Below are 14,094 nucleotides of genomic sequence, written 5' to 3'. Positions count from 1 at the left end.
CGGCCTGTCACGCCGGGGGTCGCGGGTTCGAGTCCCGTCCGCTCCGCCACTTATACTAAGCCCGAGTCGAAAGACTCGGGCTTTTTTACGTCTATTGCTTGTTAAAAATGCCCATCGCCACGTTGGCTATTTTGAAATTAGCCCACTAGTTCCCGCAATAGCCGTCTTGCTATGAACATTTTTTCCTGCGCAATATCATCACCAATATTGTTAGTCCTGTTGCCGCTATAGTTCAGTGGGTTAGCCTATTCACCTTGAAGGTGGCGGCCTGTCACGCCGGGGGACGCGTTGCTCTCAAGGTTGATAGAAAGTCCCGTCCGCTAAGTCACTTATACTAAGCTCCCTTTTTATTTAAGGTGGGGCAGGAAAGACTTTGGCTTTTTTACGTCTGTATCTTTTGGTTTCGCAAATCCCGCTCTATTTATCTTATTTGTTGCAGTGCTGAACCATGATCATCAGCAAGATACCTCATGGTGTTGTGTCATATCCTTCTTTCTCTGCTCGTTGATTACATCATCAGGGTGGAGAGTTTCTATACTGAAGGAACGCGTATAAGGAGGTCTATATGAAAAAAATAGCGATTGTTGCTTGTGTATTGTTGGGGCTGCTAGGGTGCAGTAATACTCAGGTAGCACAATATGCAGAGATGAGTAATTGGTCAGGATTAGCACAGTATGATGTGGAAATGGGCCATCAGGCACGTACATCCGCTGGGTTAACCGAACTGGGGGCGGCAGATGCCGCGCAGCAAAAAGCCTATCGTTCAGCTTATCAGGCGTATGTTGAAACTTATTGTGACCCGAAAAATGCATTCCGCCTTGGGTTACTCGGTAAACCGAAAAATTACGTTTGCATTGATGGCAGTCCTGAAGGTCGAACCTTTGAGAAGAATTGGGAGACGGGGCGAGAAGGTAACAGCTTGTGAGTGAGTGATTTTTGGTGTTTTTCTTGTCAAAAAGAGCCCGCATATCACGGTGGTGAGGCTCGCACCAGTATAGCCTTCAAGGTAAGATAGTACCTCGTGTTTATGCCATGTATTACTTGGGAAATGAATGAGCCTGCCTGTGAATGATATACCTCAAGTCGACAGTGATATGTTGACGGAAATTGCGATTGCCTATTATCAAGATGGTGCGACGCAAGAAGAAATTTCCCAAAAGTTTGGCATGTCGCGAGCGAAAGTCGGCCGTTTATTGCGTCGTGCGCGTGATGAAGGCGTCGTTGAAATTACCGTAAAGTATCATCCAGTCTTCAGTGAAAAACTGGAGCAGCAATTGATTGAGCGTTTTGGCTTGAAACGCGCGTTGATTGCCTTGGATCAGCCGGATGATGAAAGCCAACGCCAGCAAGTGGCCAGTTTGGTTTCAACCTATTTAGCGGCGACCCTGACTGATGACATGGTCGTGACGGTTGGGCAAGGGCGTAACATTGCCACGATTGCCAGTCATGTGGGTGTCGTGCCGCACCGTAAATGCCGCTTTGTGTGCGGGATCGGAGGTACTCACCGTTCGGGTAATGCCATCAACGCCGATCATATCTGTCGTTTGTTAGCGAAAAAATACGGTGGGATCAGTGAAACCTTGTATGCACCCGCGTATGTCGAAGACATTAAAGTAAAAGAAGCCATCATGAAAAATGGCACCGTAAAAGAGACCTTAGATCGCGCCCGTCGTGCTGATGTCGCGTTGGTCGGTGTCGGAGACATGAACGAAAACAGTCATATGGTGAAACTCGGTTGGTTCACACCGCAAGAGATCGTGGAAGCGAGGATCCGCAAAGGGGTTGTCGGCGATCTGGCGGGTTATGACTTCTTTGACAGTAAAGGCTTACGTGCAGATACCATGATGAGTGATCGTGTGATTGGCTTGAGTATGGAAGAATTACGCCACATTCCTACAGTGGTGGTGACAGCCGCAGAAAACAGCAAAGCGTTGGCCTTGCTCGGCGTGCTGCGATCCGGTGTTGTTGATGTGCTGGCGACGAGTGTGAGTAATGCATTGACGATCCTCAATCTGGATCAGCAAATGAAATAGCATTTTTCTCTGCAGAAAGGGCCCATTAGGGCCTTTTTATTTATTGTGTGATCGGTTTTCTTCTCCCGCTTGTGTTGCTATTTGATTTCATTAGTATAACCCTTAAATAGGAATGAATATCATTTGAGGGCGCGTGAAATTCGAACAATCTAATACAGCAATAAGCACAACGATTGCGTCTAAGCCGGTTAGTGAAAAAGTGATCGTCGTGACAGCCTCTCCCCCTTATCCGTCTGATCACGAGTACATTGCACAAGCGTTAAGTGTGCAAGGGTATGATGCATTGTGTATCGAGGAGACGGCTGCCATTCAGTCTATTCGCCAACGCAAAGGGCGGTGTGTATTCATTCCCGCCACCATGAATCCGCCGCTCCGTCAGTCTCTGCTCTCTGTGACGCGACAAACCGCGTTACCGACGATTATCTTTACTCGGGAATATTGCCAAGCAACCTGTATGGCTAGCTTTCTTGAAGGGGCTGATGATTACATTTGTCTGCCTCAACAGTTAGAGACATTACCGTACCGTGTGAATGCAATTTTACAGCGTCCGCATTATCGCCCTAATCCGGCTCATACCTTAGCCATTGATCAGCTGCGCCTCGATAACACGGTGATGCGTGCCCAGTATGCCGAGCACGAATTGAAACTGACCCCCATTGAATTCAAGTTGTTGTGGTACTTAGCTCAGCATCGTCATCGTATCGTCAGTAAACCGGATTTGTGCGACAGCGTGTTAGAACGAACTTATCGTTCTTATGATCGCAGTATCGATATGCACTTGAGTCGTGTCCGTAAGAAGCTCCACCGCGCAGGTATGGCTGTCGGCAGGATTAAAACCCTGCATGGCCGAGGTTACCGTTTTACATAAATGTGCACCCCAAATTGCGAGGGAACTACGCATGATGTGTAACGGTTGTAAAAGTGATTTACAACCTGTTTCTGGCTTACCAAAATACGCGGCTTATTGAAAATGATTGTTATTTCTATTTGGTGGGGTATATGGAACAGGGTGGTTCATTCAACAAAACACGCGTGTCGTTAGCGGTCGCATTCGCGATGGTGGCGTATTCAGCACAGGCGCAGGATACGCACGAGGCCAAGCACGAGACCATGCATGAAACGATGGTCGTCACGGGGAGTCAGCAGCAATTACCAGAGGTCGTGATTGATTCAGCGCAGCTCGATAAACGCCAAGCGACGGATTTGAGTGATATTTTCCGCACTGATCCCGAGGTCTCGATTGGCGGTGGCTCCAGCGTGTCACAGAAAATTTATGTCCGCGGTATCGAAGATACATTGCTCAATGTCACTATCGATGGCGCAACGCAATCGGGCTACGTGTATCACCACCAAGGCCGTTTATCGATTGAGCCTGAATTGATCCGCCAAGTGGAAGTGTCTGCGGGTGCCGGTCGGGCCACAGAAGGCCCTGGGGCATTGGGTGGCGCGATCCGTTTTGTGACCAAAGATCCGCAAGATCTACTGCAAGGCGATGAGCGTTTCGGGGCTTTGGTGAAAGCGGGTTATTACGATAATACGGAAGGGTACAAAACCAGCCTGAGCGGTTATGGTTACCTTTCTAATCAGTTCAGCGTATTGGCGACATTATCGTACAGCGATCAAGGTGACTTCACTGACGGTAATGGCGATGAGCAACCCTACACCGCGGCAGAAAATAAAGTCGGCTTTGTTAAGCTTGTGGGTACGTTGAGTGACGCACAAAAAGTGACCGTGAGTTACGATCGCCAGGAAGACGAAGCCTACCGCTACCATCGCCCGCAATGGGTTGAGAGCGTGAAAAATGCGCCGATCAATCAAGAAATGGTTCGTGAAACGATCACGGGTAATTATCAGTTTGATCCGCTGAACAATGATTGGCTGGCGCTGGACATTACGGCTTATCACACTGAAACCTCTTTGGAGCATCTCGATGGCCCATGGGGGGATTACTTGGGCGAAGCGAAAAGCTACGGTATAGATGTGCGTAATGTCAGCGCGCTTGGCCCGCACCTGATCACGTATGGGATTGAATACCGTGACGATGAAGGGTATTTAGGCAGCCCGATTTATGGATCTGACACGGATGAAGGGCGTGTGCTGGGTGTGTACGTGCAGGGGGATCTGCAACTGACGGATGCCGTCTTATTGAGCATGGGTCTCCGTTACGATGACTACCAGTTGCAAGCGTCGAACAGTGACGAAATTAATCACGACGGCTTTAGCCCGAACATTAATCTGAACTACCAAGTGATACCGGGTCTGGATGTGTACGCCGGCTATGCGCAAGCGCTGCGCGGTGCGCAAGTCCGTGAGATCTTCAAATTGGATGGCGCTAAAAGCCAAGCGGGACGCAAAGAAGAGCGCGCACATAATACTGAAGTGGGCTTCAACTGGTTAACGGGAAATTGGCAGGTGTCGGTCACCGGTTACTGGAGTGAAATTGAAGATGTCGTGGGCGAAACGGACGAGCGCCCAAGAGAGTTAGCTAACCTCGGTGATTTACAAACCAAAGGGTTTACCGCTCGGGTGGGGTATCAGTGGCAAGGTGTTGTAGCGGGGTTGAGCTACAATCAATCACGTCCGGAGCTGAATGGTGAGCCATTGAATGATGACACCAAAGGGATCGGTACGGCTATAGGTGATACCTGGGTCGCTGATGTCAGTTACCAAGTGATGGATGGCGTGGAAATCGGGTATATCGGGCGCTATGTGGAACGCTTAACCGATGTAGCGGAAGGTTACGCGGAAAAGCCGGGCTATGCCTTGCATGACATTTATGCGCAATGGTACCCACTGAATAATGATGATTTGGCGTTGACGTTTACGGTTAAGAACCTGTTGGATAAGGCTTATCGCGATCATGCAAGTTACGGTAACAACGGTGATATTGCCCAAGGAACCTTAGATGCGGGTCGGGATATTCGATTAAATGTCTCCTATGCCTTCTAAATAGCCATAAAAAGCTATAGTTATATAGCGACATAACATGCAATCAAAGAGGAGCACAGCTCCTCTTTTGCGATCTGCGTCTTTGCAATTTGAGTTGGCGAGTAAAGGAGTACCCGTGAAATATGGCATTGTAATGTTACTGGGCATGATTTGGAGTGCGCAGGTATGGAGCACCCCCTGGGAGCAGGTAGAGTCACCGAGTGATGGGCAGTCTGAATCTATCGGCACCTATAACAACGGGTGCTTGGCGGGGGGCGCATCGTTACCGCTCGCGGGGGAGGGCTATCAGGTGATGCGTTCCTACCGTGGTCGTTATTATGGCCATCCGGATATGATTCAGTTTCTGACTGACTTGTCGAAAAAAGCCCACAAGCTGGAATTAGGGCAACTATTAGTCGGGGATATTGCGATGCCACGTGGCGGTCGTTTTGCCTCCGGCCATGCCAGTCATCAGACCGGATTAGATGCCGATATCTGGCTGAAAGTGGTGGATAAGCCACTCAGTGATGATGAGTTGATTGATGTACAACCCTTGCCGATGGTGCATTTGAAGCAGTACAAAATCAATCAGAAAAACTGGGGGCAATCACAAGCCTTAATGGTCCAACTAGCTGCCGCTGATGCGCGCGTGGCACGTATTTTTGTCCATCCAGTGATCAAGGAACAACTGTGCGAGCGTGAATGGAATAACCGCGACTGGTTACGTAAAGTGCGTCCATGGTGGGGGCATTACTACCATTTCCACGTCAGACTCAATTGCCCGGAAGGCGATAGCAGCTGTAAAGAGCAGGCCGCACCGCCACCGGGAGACGGGTGTGGGGCGGAATTAGCCTCTTGGAAGCCAAAACCGAAGTCAGAGAAAAAACCGAAGAAAAAGAAAGAAGTGGTGAAAGCGAAGAAAAAAGTGCCGCCACCGCCGCCCGCTCAGTGCTTGGTTCTTCTGGAAACATAAGGTATGTGATTCGTCCTGATATGGATAGAAAAAAAGCGCCCTTGGGCGCTTTTTTGTTAGGAGTGGTGAGCCGTTTGGGAACGGTTACACCATCCCTTGCAGAGTGACGAACTTTTCAAGTAGCTCGTCATCGCTTTCGATATGATCAGGATCGGTAATGATACAGTTTGTGATCGGGCATACCGACTGGCACGTTGGCTTGTCGTAGTGGCCTTTACACTCGGTGCATTTGTCCGGGTCGATCTCATAGATATCGGCACCCATGGTGATCGCCTCGTTCGGGCATTCAGGATCACACATGTCACAGTTAATGCATTTACCGGTAATGAGCAGTGCCATATTGATTACTGACCGTCTTTCGGAGCGTGTGGGTTACGGGTGTTTTCCCCTGAGTTTAGATTACGCATCAGCAAACCGAAATCGAGATCCATATCAGCAGGGACTGGGATGAACACAAAGTGGCCATTGCCTTTCGCATCATCAATCACTTCAGACTTACGGTTTTCCATCGCTTCAAGCGTGAAGATCACGTTACCTTTTGGTGTCATCACTTCTAGGCTGTCACCCACGACGAACTTGTTTTTCACTTCGACTTCTGCCAAGTCGCCACGGCGCTTACCAGTGAACTCACCCACAAACTGCTGTGAATCAGAAATAGAGTAACCGTAATCATAGTTCTGGTACGTATCGTGTGTGTGACGACGTAGGAAACCTTCCGTGTAGCCACGGTGTGCCAGGCTCTCTAGGGTGCCTAGCAAGCTTTCATCAAAGGCTTTACCCGCAACGGCATCATCAATCGCTTTACGGTACACCTGTGCAGTACGTGCACAGTAGTAGAACGACTTGGTACGGCCTTCGATTTTCAGTGAGTGTACGCCCATCTTTGTCAAACGCTCAACGTGCTGAACCGCACGCAGATCTTTTGAGTTCATGATGTAAGTACCGTGTTCGTCTTCAAACGCCGCCATTTTTTCTTCAGGGCGGTGAGCTTCGCTCAGTAGTACCACTTCGTCCGTTGGCTTGCCAAGACCCAGCGTGTTGTCTGGACGTGCTTCGGCGTCTTGAATCTGAACGGCAGCAGCATCTTGCACTTCAACGATCTGGCCGGCATCGTTTTCAGTGGCTTTTTCTGTCTTGTATTCCCAACGGCAAGCGTTGGTGCACGTGCCTTGGTTCGGGTCACGCTTGTTGATGTAGCCAGACAGTAGGCAACGGCCTGAGTACGCCATGCACAGTGCGCCGTGAACAAAGATTTCCAGTTCAGTGTCTGGGCAGTGTTCACGGATTTCTTCGATTTCTTCTAGCGACAGTTCGCGTGACAAAATTACACGCTCAACACCTTGGGTTGACCAGAATTTCACGGTCGCCCAGTTAACGGCATTTGCCTGTACCGACAGGTGGATCGGCATGTCAGGGAAGTTTTCGCGCACCATCATGATCAAGCCGGGATCGGACATGATTAGGGCGTCAGGCCCCATTTCAACGATAGGCTTCAAATCGCGAATGAAGGTTTTCAATTTAGAGTTATGCGGCTGAATGTTACATACCACGTAAAGCTTTTTGCCTAGGGCATGCGCTTCATCGATACCGATTTTCAGGTTGTCGAGGTTGAATTCGTTGTTACGAACACGCAGGCTGTAACGTGGCTGACCAGCGTATACGGCATCTGCCCCGTAGGCGAACGCGTAACGCATGTTTTTTAGGCTGCCCGCAGGCGATAACAATTCAGGTTTAAACATAGCTCTTATATTCCAGTGTCTGATTGCAAATCAGGCCGTATCGTAGGGATACGGAAGTGAGGCGAGATTTTACTGTGATCCACCACACAAAGGCAATGAAAACGGCAGAATGAGTCAGGAATAGCGGCAGAAAGAAAGACAGAAACAGGCAGGGAAAGGGCAGAAAATCGCGCTGAGGGGGAAGGTTGCCCCTCAGCACGGAATAGAAGAATAAGCCTGTTGGCTTATGGTGATGGCTTATGCTTTCGCTTCTAGCCCACCAAGCACCTCAAACAGGTTCGGCAGGAAGGCAGAAAATTCACCCGCCATCAACGACAAGTCCGCATCCAAGCGATGCGCCATGTCTTCACGGTCGATATCATCGTTTTGATCGCGCAGTTCATCGGCGAACTTCAAACGTTTCACAGACAAGTCATCACACAAGATGAAATCGATACGATCTTGCCAGTTAAGCGCCAGTTTCGTGACCACTTTATCGGCCTCGATGTGTGCCAGGATCTCATCACAAGACAGATCTTGCTGTTTACAACGGATCACACCGCCGTCTTCCAACAAGGCTTTGAACTCGGCTTCTTCACCAATGGTGAACCCCGTTGGTGACGCGTTTGAGCGTACCCATTCTGTCAGCGTCAGCTCGGTCGGTTTTTCCGGTGTCACAGGCACAACCGGCAGGCTACCAATCGATTTACGCAGCAGCGCCAGCATGTCTTCGGCTTTTTTGAAGCTGCCCGCATCGACCAAGATAAACCCTTCTTTTGGCATGATCAGGGCATACGTTTGTTGCTTGCGGCTGAATGCACGTGGCAGCAAATCCATCATGATTTCATCTTTGATGGTGTCTTTTTCGCTTTTCTTCAGCTTGCGGCCTTGTTCGGCTTCCAGTGTGTCAACCTTGGCGTTTAACGATTCTTTGATCACCGATGCTGGCACGACTTTTTCTTCTTTGCGCGCGCAAATCAAAATGTTGTCGCCGACCACATGCGTGAACATATCGCCGTGCTTGCCTAGCGCGTGCACCCAGCCAAATTTGTGCATGTCTTGGCTGCCGCATGGTGTAAAGCGGAACTCTTCCAGCTGCTTTTCAAGTTGATCGGCATTAAGGTCAATCTCGCGGCTGAAGCGATAAGTGAGTACGTTTTTAAACCACATCATGGCTGTTACAGATCCTAGGTTGTGCATTGGGTTGTCAATCTTATTGCATTGATGGGGCTTTGTCTTAGGTTTTCGCCGAAAGCGCGAAAGCATGATGATTTCGGGGAGAAGAAAGTGCGGTACAATCAAGCCCGTTACCCATCGGCATAGAGCGAATTGTCATGAAAATACTTCACACGTCAGACTGGCATCTCGGCCATCAACTGCATGGTTATAACCGGGATGTGGAACATCAGGCTTTTTTGGACTGGCTGGCTGACACATTAGAAGCCGAACAAGTCGATGCCTTGCTGGTCGCGGGGGATATTTTTGATACCGCCAACCCGCCCGCCAGTGCATGGCGCATGCTGTATCGCTTTTTGGCGCGACTGGCGAAAAGTATCCCGCATTTGGATGTGGTGATGATCGGGGGAAACCATGATTCGCCCAGCAAACTGGACGCCCCGCATGAGCTATTAAAAGCGTTTGATTTGCACATGGTCGGCGGTATTCACCGTTTAGAAGATGGTGCGTTAGATGTTGAGCGGATGTTGGTGCCCATCACCAATAAAGAGCAACAGACCGCTGCTTATGTCCTCGCCGTGCCGTTTTTACGCAGCGCCGATTTGCGTACAGACGGCCTGAATGATGACGATGACCGCTTGATCAAAGGGGTCGAAACTTTGTATGCGGAAGTGACGGAGGCGGCGCGCCAACAGCAAACCGATACCCAAGCCTTGATCGGGATGGGGCATGCGTTCATGGCTTCGGGCAAGTTATCTGAAATGTCAGAACGCCGCGTGTTGGGCGGCAATCAGCATGCTTTACCCGCGTCGATTTTTGCCGATGACATCAGCTACGTGGCCTTGGGACACTTGCATTTGGCACAACGTGTCGCGAAAAAAGAGCACGTGCGCTATAGCGGTTCGCCGTTGCCGCTGTCGATGTCCGAGCGAGGCTATAACCACCAGGTTGTGCTGGTGGAATTAACCGGCCGCGACGTCAGCGAGATCCAACCGCTGTCGGTGCCGCGTAAGGTCGATATGTTAAAAGTACCGGCATCGCCCGCGCCGTTGAAACAAGTGTTGGATGAATTGCAGGCGTTGAGTGTGGACGCTTTGCCCCGAGATCAACAGCCGTTCTTGGAAGTGCATATTTTGCTGGATAAGCCCCAAGCCTTGTTGCGCGAAAAAGTACTGGAAGCGCTCGAAGGCAAAGCGGTGCGATTGGCGAAAATTGTGCCGCATTATACGGCGGCACAGCAGGCCGAAGGCTTAGGACAGCAGCGTCTGTCAGAAGTGACACCACAGCAAGTATTTAGTCTGGGCTGGAGTCAGAAGTATCAAGGTGAGCCGGATGCCGAGATGGTGGCGGCTTTTGACAGCTTACTGATTCAACTTGACGACGAAGTGATTGAGTAGTGGATTAAGTGGCAATAGCGAGATAACGAACAATGAAAATACTAGCGCTACGTGGCGAGAACCTTGCCAGCTTACAACAACCGTTTGATATCGATTTTGCTGCCGGCCGTTTGGGCGAGGCGGGTTTGTTTGCCATTACCGGCAAAACCGGTGCCGGGAAATCGACCTTGCTCGATGCCATTTGCCTGGCCTTGTACGATCGTATTCCACGTTTGCAATCTAACAAGAAAAACGATGCCGAGATTGGCCGGGAAGACGATGCCGGTCGGATCAAAGCCAATGATGTGCGCAGTATTTTGTCGCGCGGCAAAGCCGAAGGGTATGCCGAGGTGGATTTTGTCGCCAATGATGGCAGCCACTGGCGTGCGCACTGGCATGTCCGCCGCTCTCGATTAAAAGCCGAAGGGCGTATTCAGGCGTCTGAGCAATGGCTGGAGAGCCTGGAAACTGGCCAGCGTTTTGCCGGTAAAAAAGCCGAATTGCAAACCGAGATCGAACGGTTGATTGGTTTGTCGTTTGAGCAATTTCGTCGGGCGGTGATGCTACCGCAAGGGGAGTTTGCCGCGTTCTTGAAAGCGGGAGCCGATGAGCGTGCGACCTTGCTGGAACGCATGACTGGCGGGGAAATTTACGGCCGTTTGTCGGTCGCCGCGTATGAGCGTGCCCGCACGGAAAAGCAAGCTTTGGCACAACTGCAAGATAAATTGGGTGATATCGCCTTGTTGTCGGAGGAAGACAAACAGGCGCTGTCAGATCACCTGATTACGTTGAAACAACAGGTTGATCACGTTGAGGCGCAGGTGCACGCGTTCAAGCAGCACCAACAAACATTGCAGGTCGCGACGACGTTGGCTGCACGTGTGGTGCAAGCCCAAACGCAGATCCATGAGGCGACCGAGGCGAAAAATGCGGCGGCTCCGCGTTATGAACAGATCCGCCTGATTGAACAGGTGCAGCCCGCGCAACGGGATCACTCGTTGTTGCAGCAAGCCCATGCCCAGCAGACGAAAATCACTGACGCATTAGCCGTGGCGCAAACCCAGTTGACGACAGAGCAAGTTCGTCATCAGCAAGCGGATGTGGCGGTCAATAGCCAGCAAACGGCGTTGCAAGCAGCGGAGCAGGCGTGGCAAACGGCTGAACCGAACATCAAACAAGCGGAAACGTGGGATCTGCAAATTGCAGGATTGCGTGAGCAGCAACAGACACACGATACCCAGCGTCAGCAGCAACGTCACACCTTGCAAGTACACCAGCAGCATGTGACGCAGTTACAACAGTCACAGCAGACGTGCCAACAGCACGTTGACCAATTGCAGCAGTATTTCATTCAGCACCCGGCCGTGAAACGTCTGGCCGAGCAGGCGTCATCGGTTGAAGATAACCTTCAACAGTATTTGGCGGCGCATCGTGCGAATACGGTGCTGCAAAAAGAGCAGCAGCAGATCAGCCAAGAGCTGCAGGCACATACACAGCATGAAGCCGTGTTAAATCAACAGGCGATTGAGCTGCAAGGACAGCAACAGGCGTGCGACGCGCAGCGACAAACGCTGGATGTGGTGGCGCTGGAGGCCGAACAAACGGCGGATCGCGCCCGCTATGCCGAGAAACAGCAATGGCGTGATACCTTGCGACAGGGTGTTTTCGGGCTGACCGAGTGGCAATCGTTATGCCGTCAGGCTGATAAAGCCCTCAAGGAAAGGGATCTGGCGAGTACACGCTTAGCAGAAGCCAATACGCGCATTGCGGCGTTAACGCCGCAGATCGCCACCTTGTCGGTACAGCATCAGGAAGTGGCGTCGTTACTCAAACAAAGTCGCGCAGTGATGCAGTTGGATGATTACCGCGCTGAATTGACTGACGGTGAAGCGTGCCCGTTATGTGGTGCGTTAGATCATCCTTATGCCAGTGATAATCCGGTGGTGGATGGTCTGATCCAGACGCAGCAAACCCGTTTAGATAGTTTGGCTGCGCAAAAGCAGGCCGCCGAAACGGCGATCAGCCATTGCCATCAGCAGGTCGTGACGGAGCAGCAGCGCATCGCCACGCTGGAGGCCGAGTTACAGGCGTCACAAGTCAGCCTGTCTCAGTGGTATGAACAGCATCAGGCCGTGTTTTCTCAGCTCGATCCTGCCGTGTCAGCCGATGCGGATAGTGCGGCATTGGCAGCGTGGTTAACGCAATGGCAAGCGCAGATCCAAGATACGGAAATCACCCTCAAGCAGTTGCAGCAGGTGGGTGAACAACGTCAGCAACACATCGTACAAGGGCGCCAGTTAGAGCAGCAATGGCAGCAGTTTCAACTCGCACAAAGCCAGTTAACACAACAACAACATGTTCATGCTCAACACGCCGTGCAGTGGCAGTCGCGTCAACAGTCGGTGCAACAACAGCAAGTGACGCAGTCCGATATTTTGGCCGCGCGTGCGCAGGCGTTGAATACGCAATATGGCAATGACACGTGGTTGGCGCAGCTTAAAGCCGTCGGAGAGGATACGTTCCTGACGCAGTTGCGTGAGCACATCGCTCAATATACGGCGAACCAAACGGCGTTAGCTGAGGCGGAAAAACAGTTGACGGCGATCGCGCCACAACTGGCGGAAGCGCACACTACGCTGCGTAATACACAGCAACGGGACGGTGAAATCACCGCGGCGATCACCCGCCTGACCGCCACCATTGATGAGCAATGGCAACAGCGTATCGCGTGTATTGCTGAGCAAGATCTGTCTGCGTTAACGGCACAACATAAGTTGGCCATTCAAACCCAGCAACACGCGTTGGATCAGGCCAAGCAACAGCAGCGTCAATCCGGCGAAGCCATGGCCGCCGCTGACGCGGCCCATAAGGCATTGGTTGTGCAGCATACCGAAGCTGAGCAGGCTTTGGCTGCGCAACAGGCGACGTGGGCGCAATGGTTGGAACGCTTTACGTTAACCGAAGCGGCATTGACCGCGTTATTGGCGCATGATGAGGCGTGGTTAACGCAAGAGCGGGAGGCGCTGTCTCAATTAGAGCAAGCCTTGGTCGCAGCGCAAACGGTACGGGTGGAGCGTGAGCAAGCGGTGGTGGATCATCAGTCCGCAACGGCGCAGGCGGAGCAATGGCTTGCCTCGCATGATATCGCCATGGATGCGACGAGTGAGAGCGTACCGGCGGTCGTGTCGACCTGGTTAACGGAAAAAGCCACGCTGGATGAACAGGTGTTCCAAAGCCGTCAGCGTCTGGTACAGGCCGAACAAGCCCAGGCTCAGTCAGGGGCGTTAACCGAGCAAGTCAAAACCCAACAAGCCACGACCGAATTGTGGCTGCAAATGAGTGAGTTGATCGGCTCAGCAACTGGCAATAAATTCCGCACCTTGGCGCAAGGCTTGACCTTGCAACAGCTGGTGGTATTGGCCAATCAGCATTTGCACGATCTCGCCCCGCGTTATGCCTTGCAACCTGTGCCGGGCAGTCCGCTTGCCTTGCAGGTGATTGACCATGACATGGGGGATGAAGTGCGCAGCGTGGAATCCTTATCCGGCGGCGAAAGTTTCTTGGTGTCCTTGGCGCTGGCGCTGGCATTGGCCTCGCTGGCGGCGGATACGCGTCAATTGGGTTCGCTGTTCATTGATGAAGGCTTTGGCACATTAGACCCTGAAAGTCTGGAAATGGCCTTGGCCTGTTTGGATGCGCTACAAGCCGATGGCCGCCAGATCGGTGTGATCTCTCACGTGGGTACATTGGTCGAACGTATTGGGGTGCAAGTCGCGGTTGAGGCACAAGGGGGCGGTCGCAGTTGCATCGCGATCCGCGGCTAGCCGCTCACAAGCAACAAAACAAAACCTTCAAATAAACGCCATTATTCACCGATAGACAAAGGCTGT

The 14,094-nt window shown here is 51.5% G+C and carries 10 protein-coding genes; 7 read left to right on the top strand and 3 right to left on the bottom strand.

Annotation, left to right across the window (positions count from 1 at the left end; translation table 11 throughout):
* Window positions 1-565: 565 nt before the first annotated feature.
* The 5 genes from ACSF8W_RS23345 to mepA all read left to right on the top strand — a co-directional run bounded on the left by ACSF8W_RS23345 (window position 566) and on the right by mepA (window position 5,934).
* A complete protein-coding gene (locus ACSF8W_RS23345) occupies window positions 566-925 on the top strand; it encodes a DUF2799 domain-containing protein (protein WP_500849482.1) in 360 nt (119 codons plus the stop codon).
* Window positions 926-1,052: 127 nt separating this feature from the next.
* Window positions 1,053-2,033, top strand: coding sequence for a sugar-binding transcriptional regulator (locus ACSF8W_RS23340; RefSeq protein ID WP_428478780.1), 981 nt, complete (start codon window positions 1,053-1,055; stop codon window positions 2,031-2,033).
* A 133-nt stretch (window positions 2,034-2,166) separates the two neighbouring features.
* Window positions 2,167-2,901, top strand: coding sequence for a winged helix-turn-helix domain-containing protein (locus ACSF8W_RS23335; RefSeq protein ID WP_500849481.1), 735 nt, complete (start codon window positions 2,167-2,169; stop codon window positions 2,899-2,901).
* Window positions 2,902-3,032: 131 nt separating this feature from the next.
* Complete coding sequence (locus ACSF8W_RS23330) at window positions 3,033-4,982, top strand: TonB-dependent receptor domain-containing protein (protein WP_500849480.1); 1,950 nt, start codon at window positions 3,033-3,035, stop codon at window positions 4,980-4,982.
* A gap of 133 nt (window positions 4,983-5,115) precedes the next feature.
* Window positions 5,116-5,934, top strand: coding sequence for a penicillin-insensitive murein endopeptidase (gene mepA, locus ACSF8W_RS23325; RefSeq protein WP_500849486.1), 819 nt, complete (start codon window positions 5,116-5,118; stop codon window positions 5,932-5,934).
* A gap of 84 nt (window positions 5,935-6,018) precedes the next feature.
* Here the strand turns inward: mepA and ACSF8W_RS23320 are convergent, their stop codons facing one another.
* The 3 genes from ACSF8W_RS23320 to rdgC all read right to left on the bottom strand — a co-directional run bounded on the left by ACSF8W_RS23320 (window position 6,019) and on the right by rdgC (window position 8,822).
* Window positions 6,019-6,273, bottom strand: coding sequence for a YfhL family 4Fe-4S dicluster ferredoxin (locus ACSF8W_RS23320; protein ID WP_428478777.1), 255 nt, complete (start codon window positions 6,271-6,273; stop codon window positions 6,019-6,021).
* A gap of 5 nt (window positions 6,274-6,278) precedes the next feature.
* Window positions 6,279-7,673, bottom strand: coding sequence for a prephenate-dependent tRNA uridine(34) hydroxylase TrhP (trhP, locus tag ACSF8W_RS23315; protein ID WP_500849478.1), 1,395 nt, complete (start codon window positions 7,671-7,673; stop codon window positions 6,279-6,281).
* Between the two features lie 237 nt (window positions 7,674-7,910).
* Entirely contained in the window at window positions 7,911-8,822 is a 912-nt protein-coding gene (gene rdgC, locus ACSF8W_RS23310) for a recombination-associated protein RdgC (protein WP_500849484.1), read from the bottom strand.
* 164 nt (window positions 8,823-8,986) lie between these two features.
* Here rdgC and ACSF8W_RS23305 point away from each other — a divergent pair, with 164 nt between their 5' ends.
* Window positions 8,987-10,225, top strand: coding sequence for an exonuclease SbcCD subunit D (locus ACSF8W_RS23305; RefSeq protein ID WP_500849477.1), 1,239 nt, complete (start codon window positions 8,987-8,989; stop codon window positions 10,223-10,225).
* Window positions 10,226-10,257: 32 nt separating this feature from the next.
* Window positions 10,258-14,028 carry an AAA family ATPase gene (locus tag ACSF8W_RS23300; RefSeq protein WP_500849476.1) on the top strand — a complete coding sequence of 1,257 codons (3,771 nt, stop codon included), beginning with the start codon at window positions 10,258-10,260 and terminating at the stop codon, window positions 14,026-14,028.
* The last annotated feature ends 66 nt before the right edge of the window (window positions 14,029-14,094 follow it).

This window comes from Photobacterium sp. 270122K (assembly GCF_059941365.1).
Note: the sequence above shows the minus strand (reverse complement) of the source record. Positions and strands in the feature narration are given on the sequence as shown.

Bases quoted from the DNA above. Each gene is read 5' to 3' on its own strand.
- ACSF8W_RS23345 (WP_500849482.1), top strand. From the start codon at position 566: ATGAAAAAAATAGCGATTGTTGCTTGTGTATTGTTGGGGCTGCTAGGG.
- ACSF8W_RS23340 (WP_428478780.1), top strand. From the start codon at position 1,053: ATGAGCCTGCCTGTGAATGATATACCTCAAGTCGACAGTGATATGTTG.
- ACSF8W_RS23330 (WP_500849480.1), top strand. From the start codon at position 3,033: ATGGAACAGGGTGGTTCATTCAACAAAACACGCGTGTCGTTAGCGGTC.
- mepA (WP_500849486.1), top strand. From the start codon at position 5,116: ATGTTACTGGGCATGATTTGGAGTGCGCAGGTATGGAGCACCCCCTGG.
- ACSF8W_RS23320 (WP_428478777.1), bottom strand. From the start codon at position 6,273: ATGGCACTGCTCATTACCGGTAAATGCATTAACTGTGACATGTGTGAT.
- trhP (WP_500849478.1), bottom strand. From the start codon at position 7,673: ATGTTTAAACCTGAATTGTTATCGCCTGCGGGCAGCCTAAAAAACATG.
- rdgC (WP_500849484.1), bottom strand. From the start codon at position 8,822: ATGTGGTTTAAAAACGTACTCACTTATCGCTTCAGCCGCGAGATTGAC.
- ACSF8W_RS23305 (WP_500849477.1), top strand. From the start codon at position 8,987: ATGAAAATACTTCACACGTCAGACTGGCATCTCGGCCATCAACTGCAT.
- ACSF8W_RS23300 (WP_500849476.1), top strand. From the start codon at position 10,258: ATGAAAATACTAGCGCTACGTGGCGAGAACCTTGCCAGCTTACAACAA.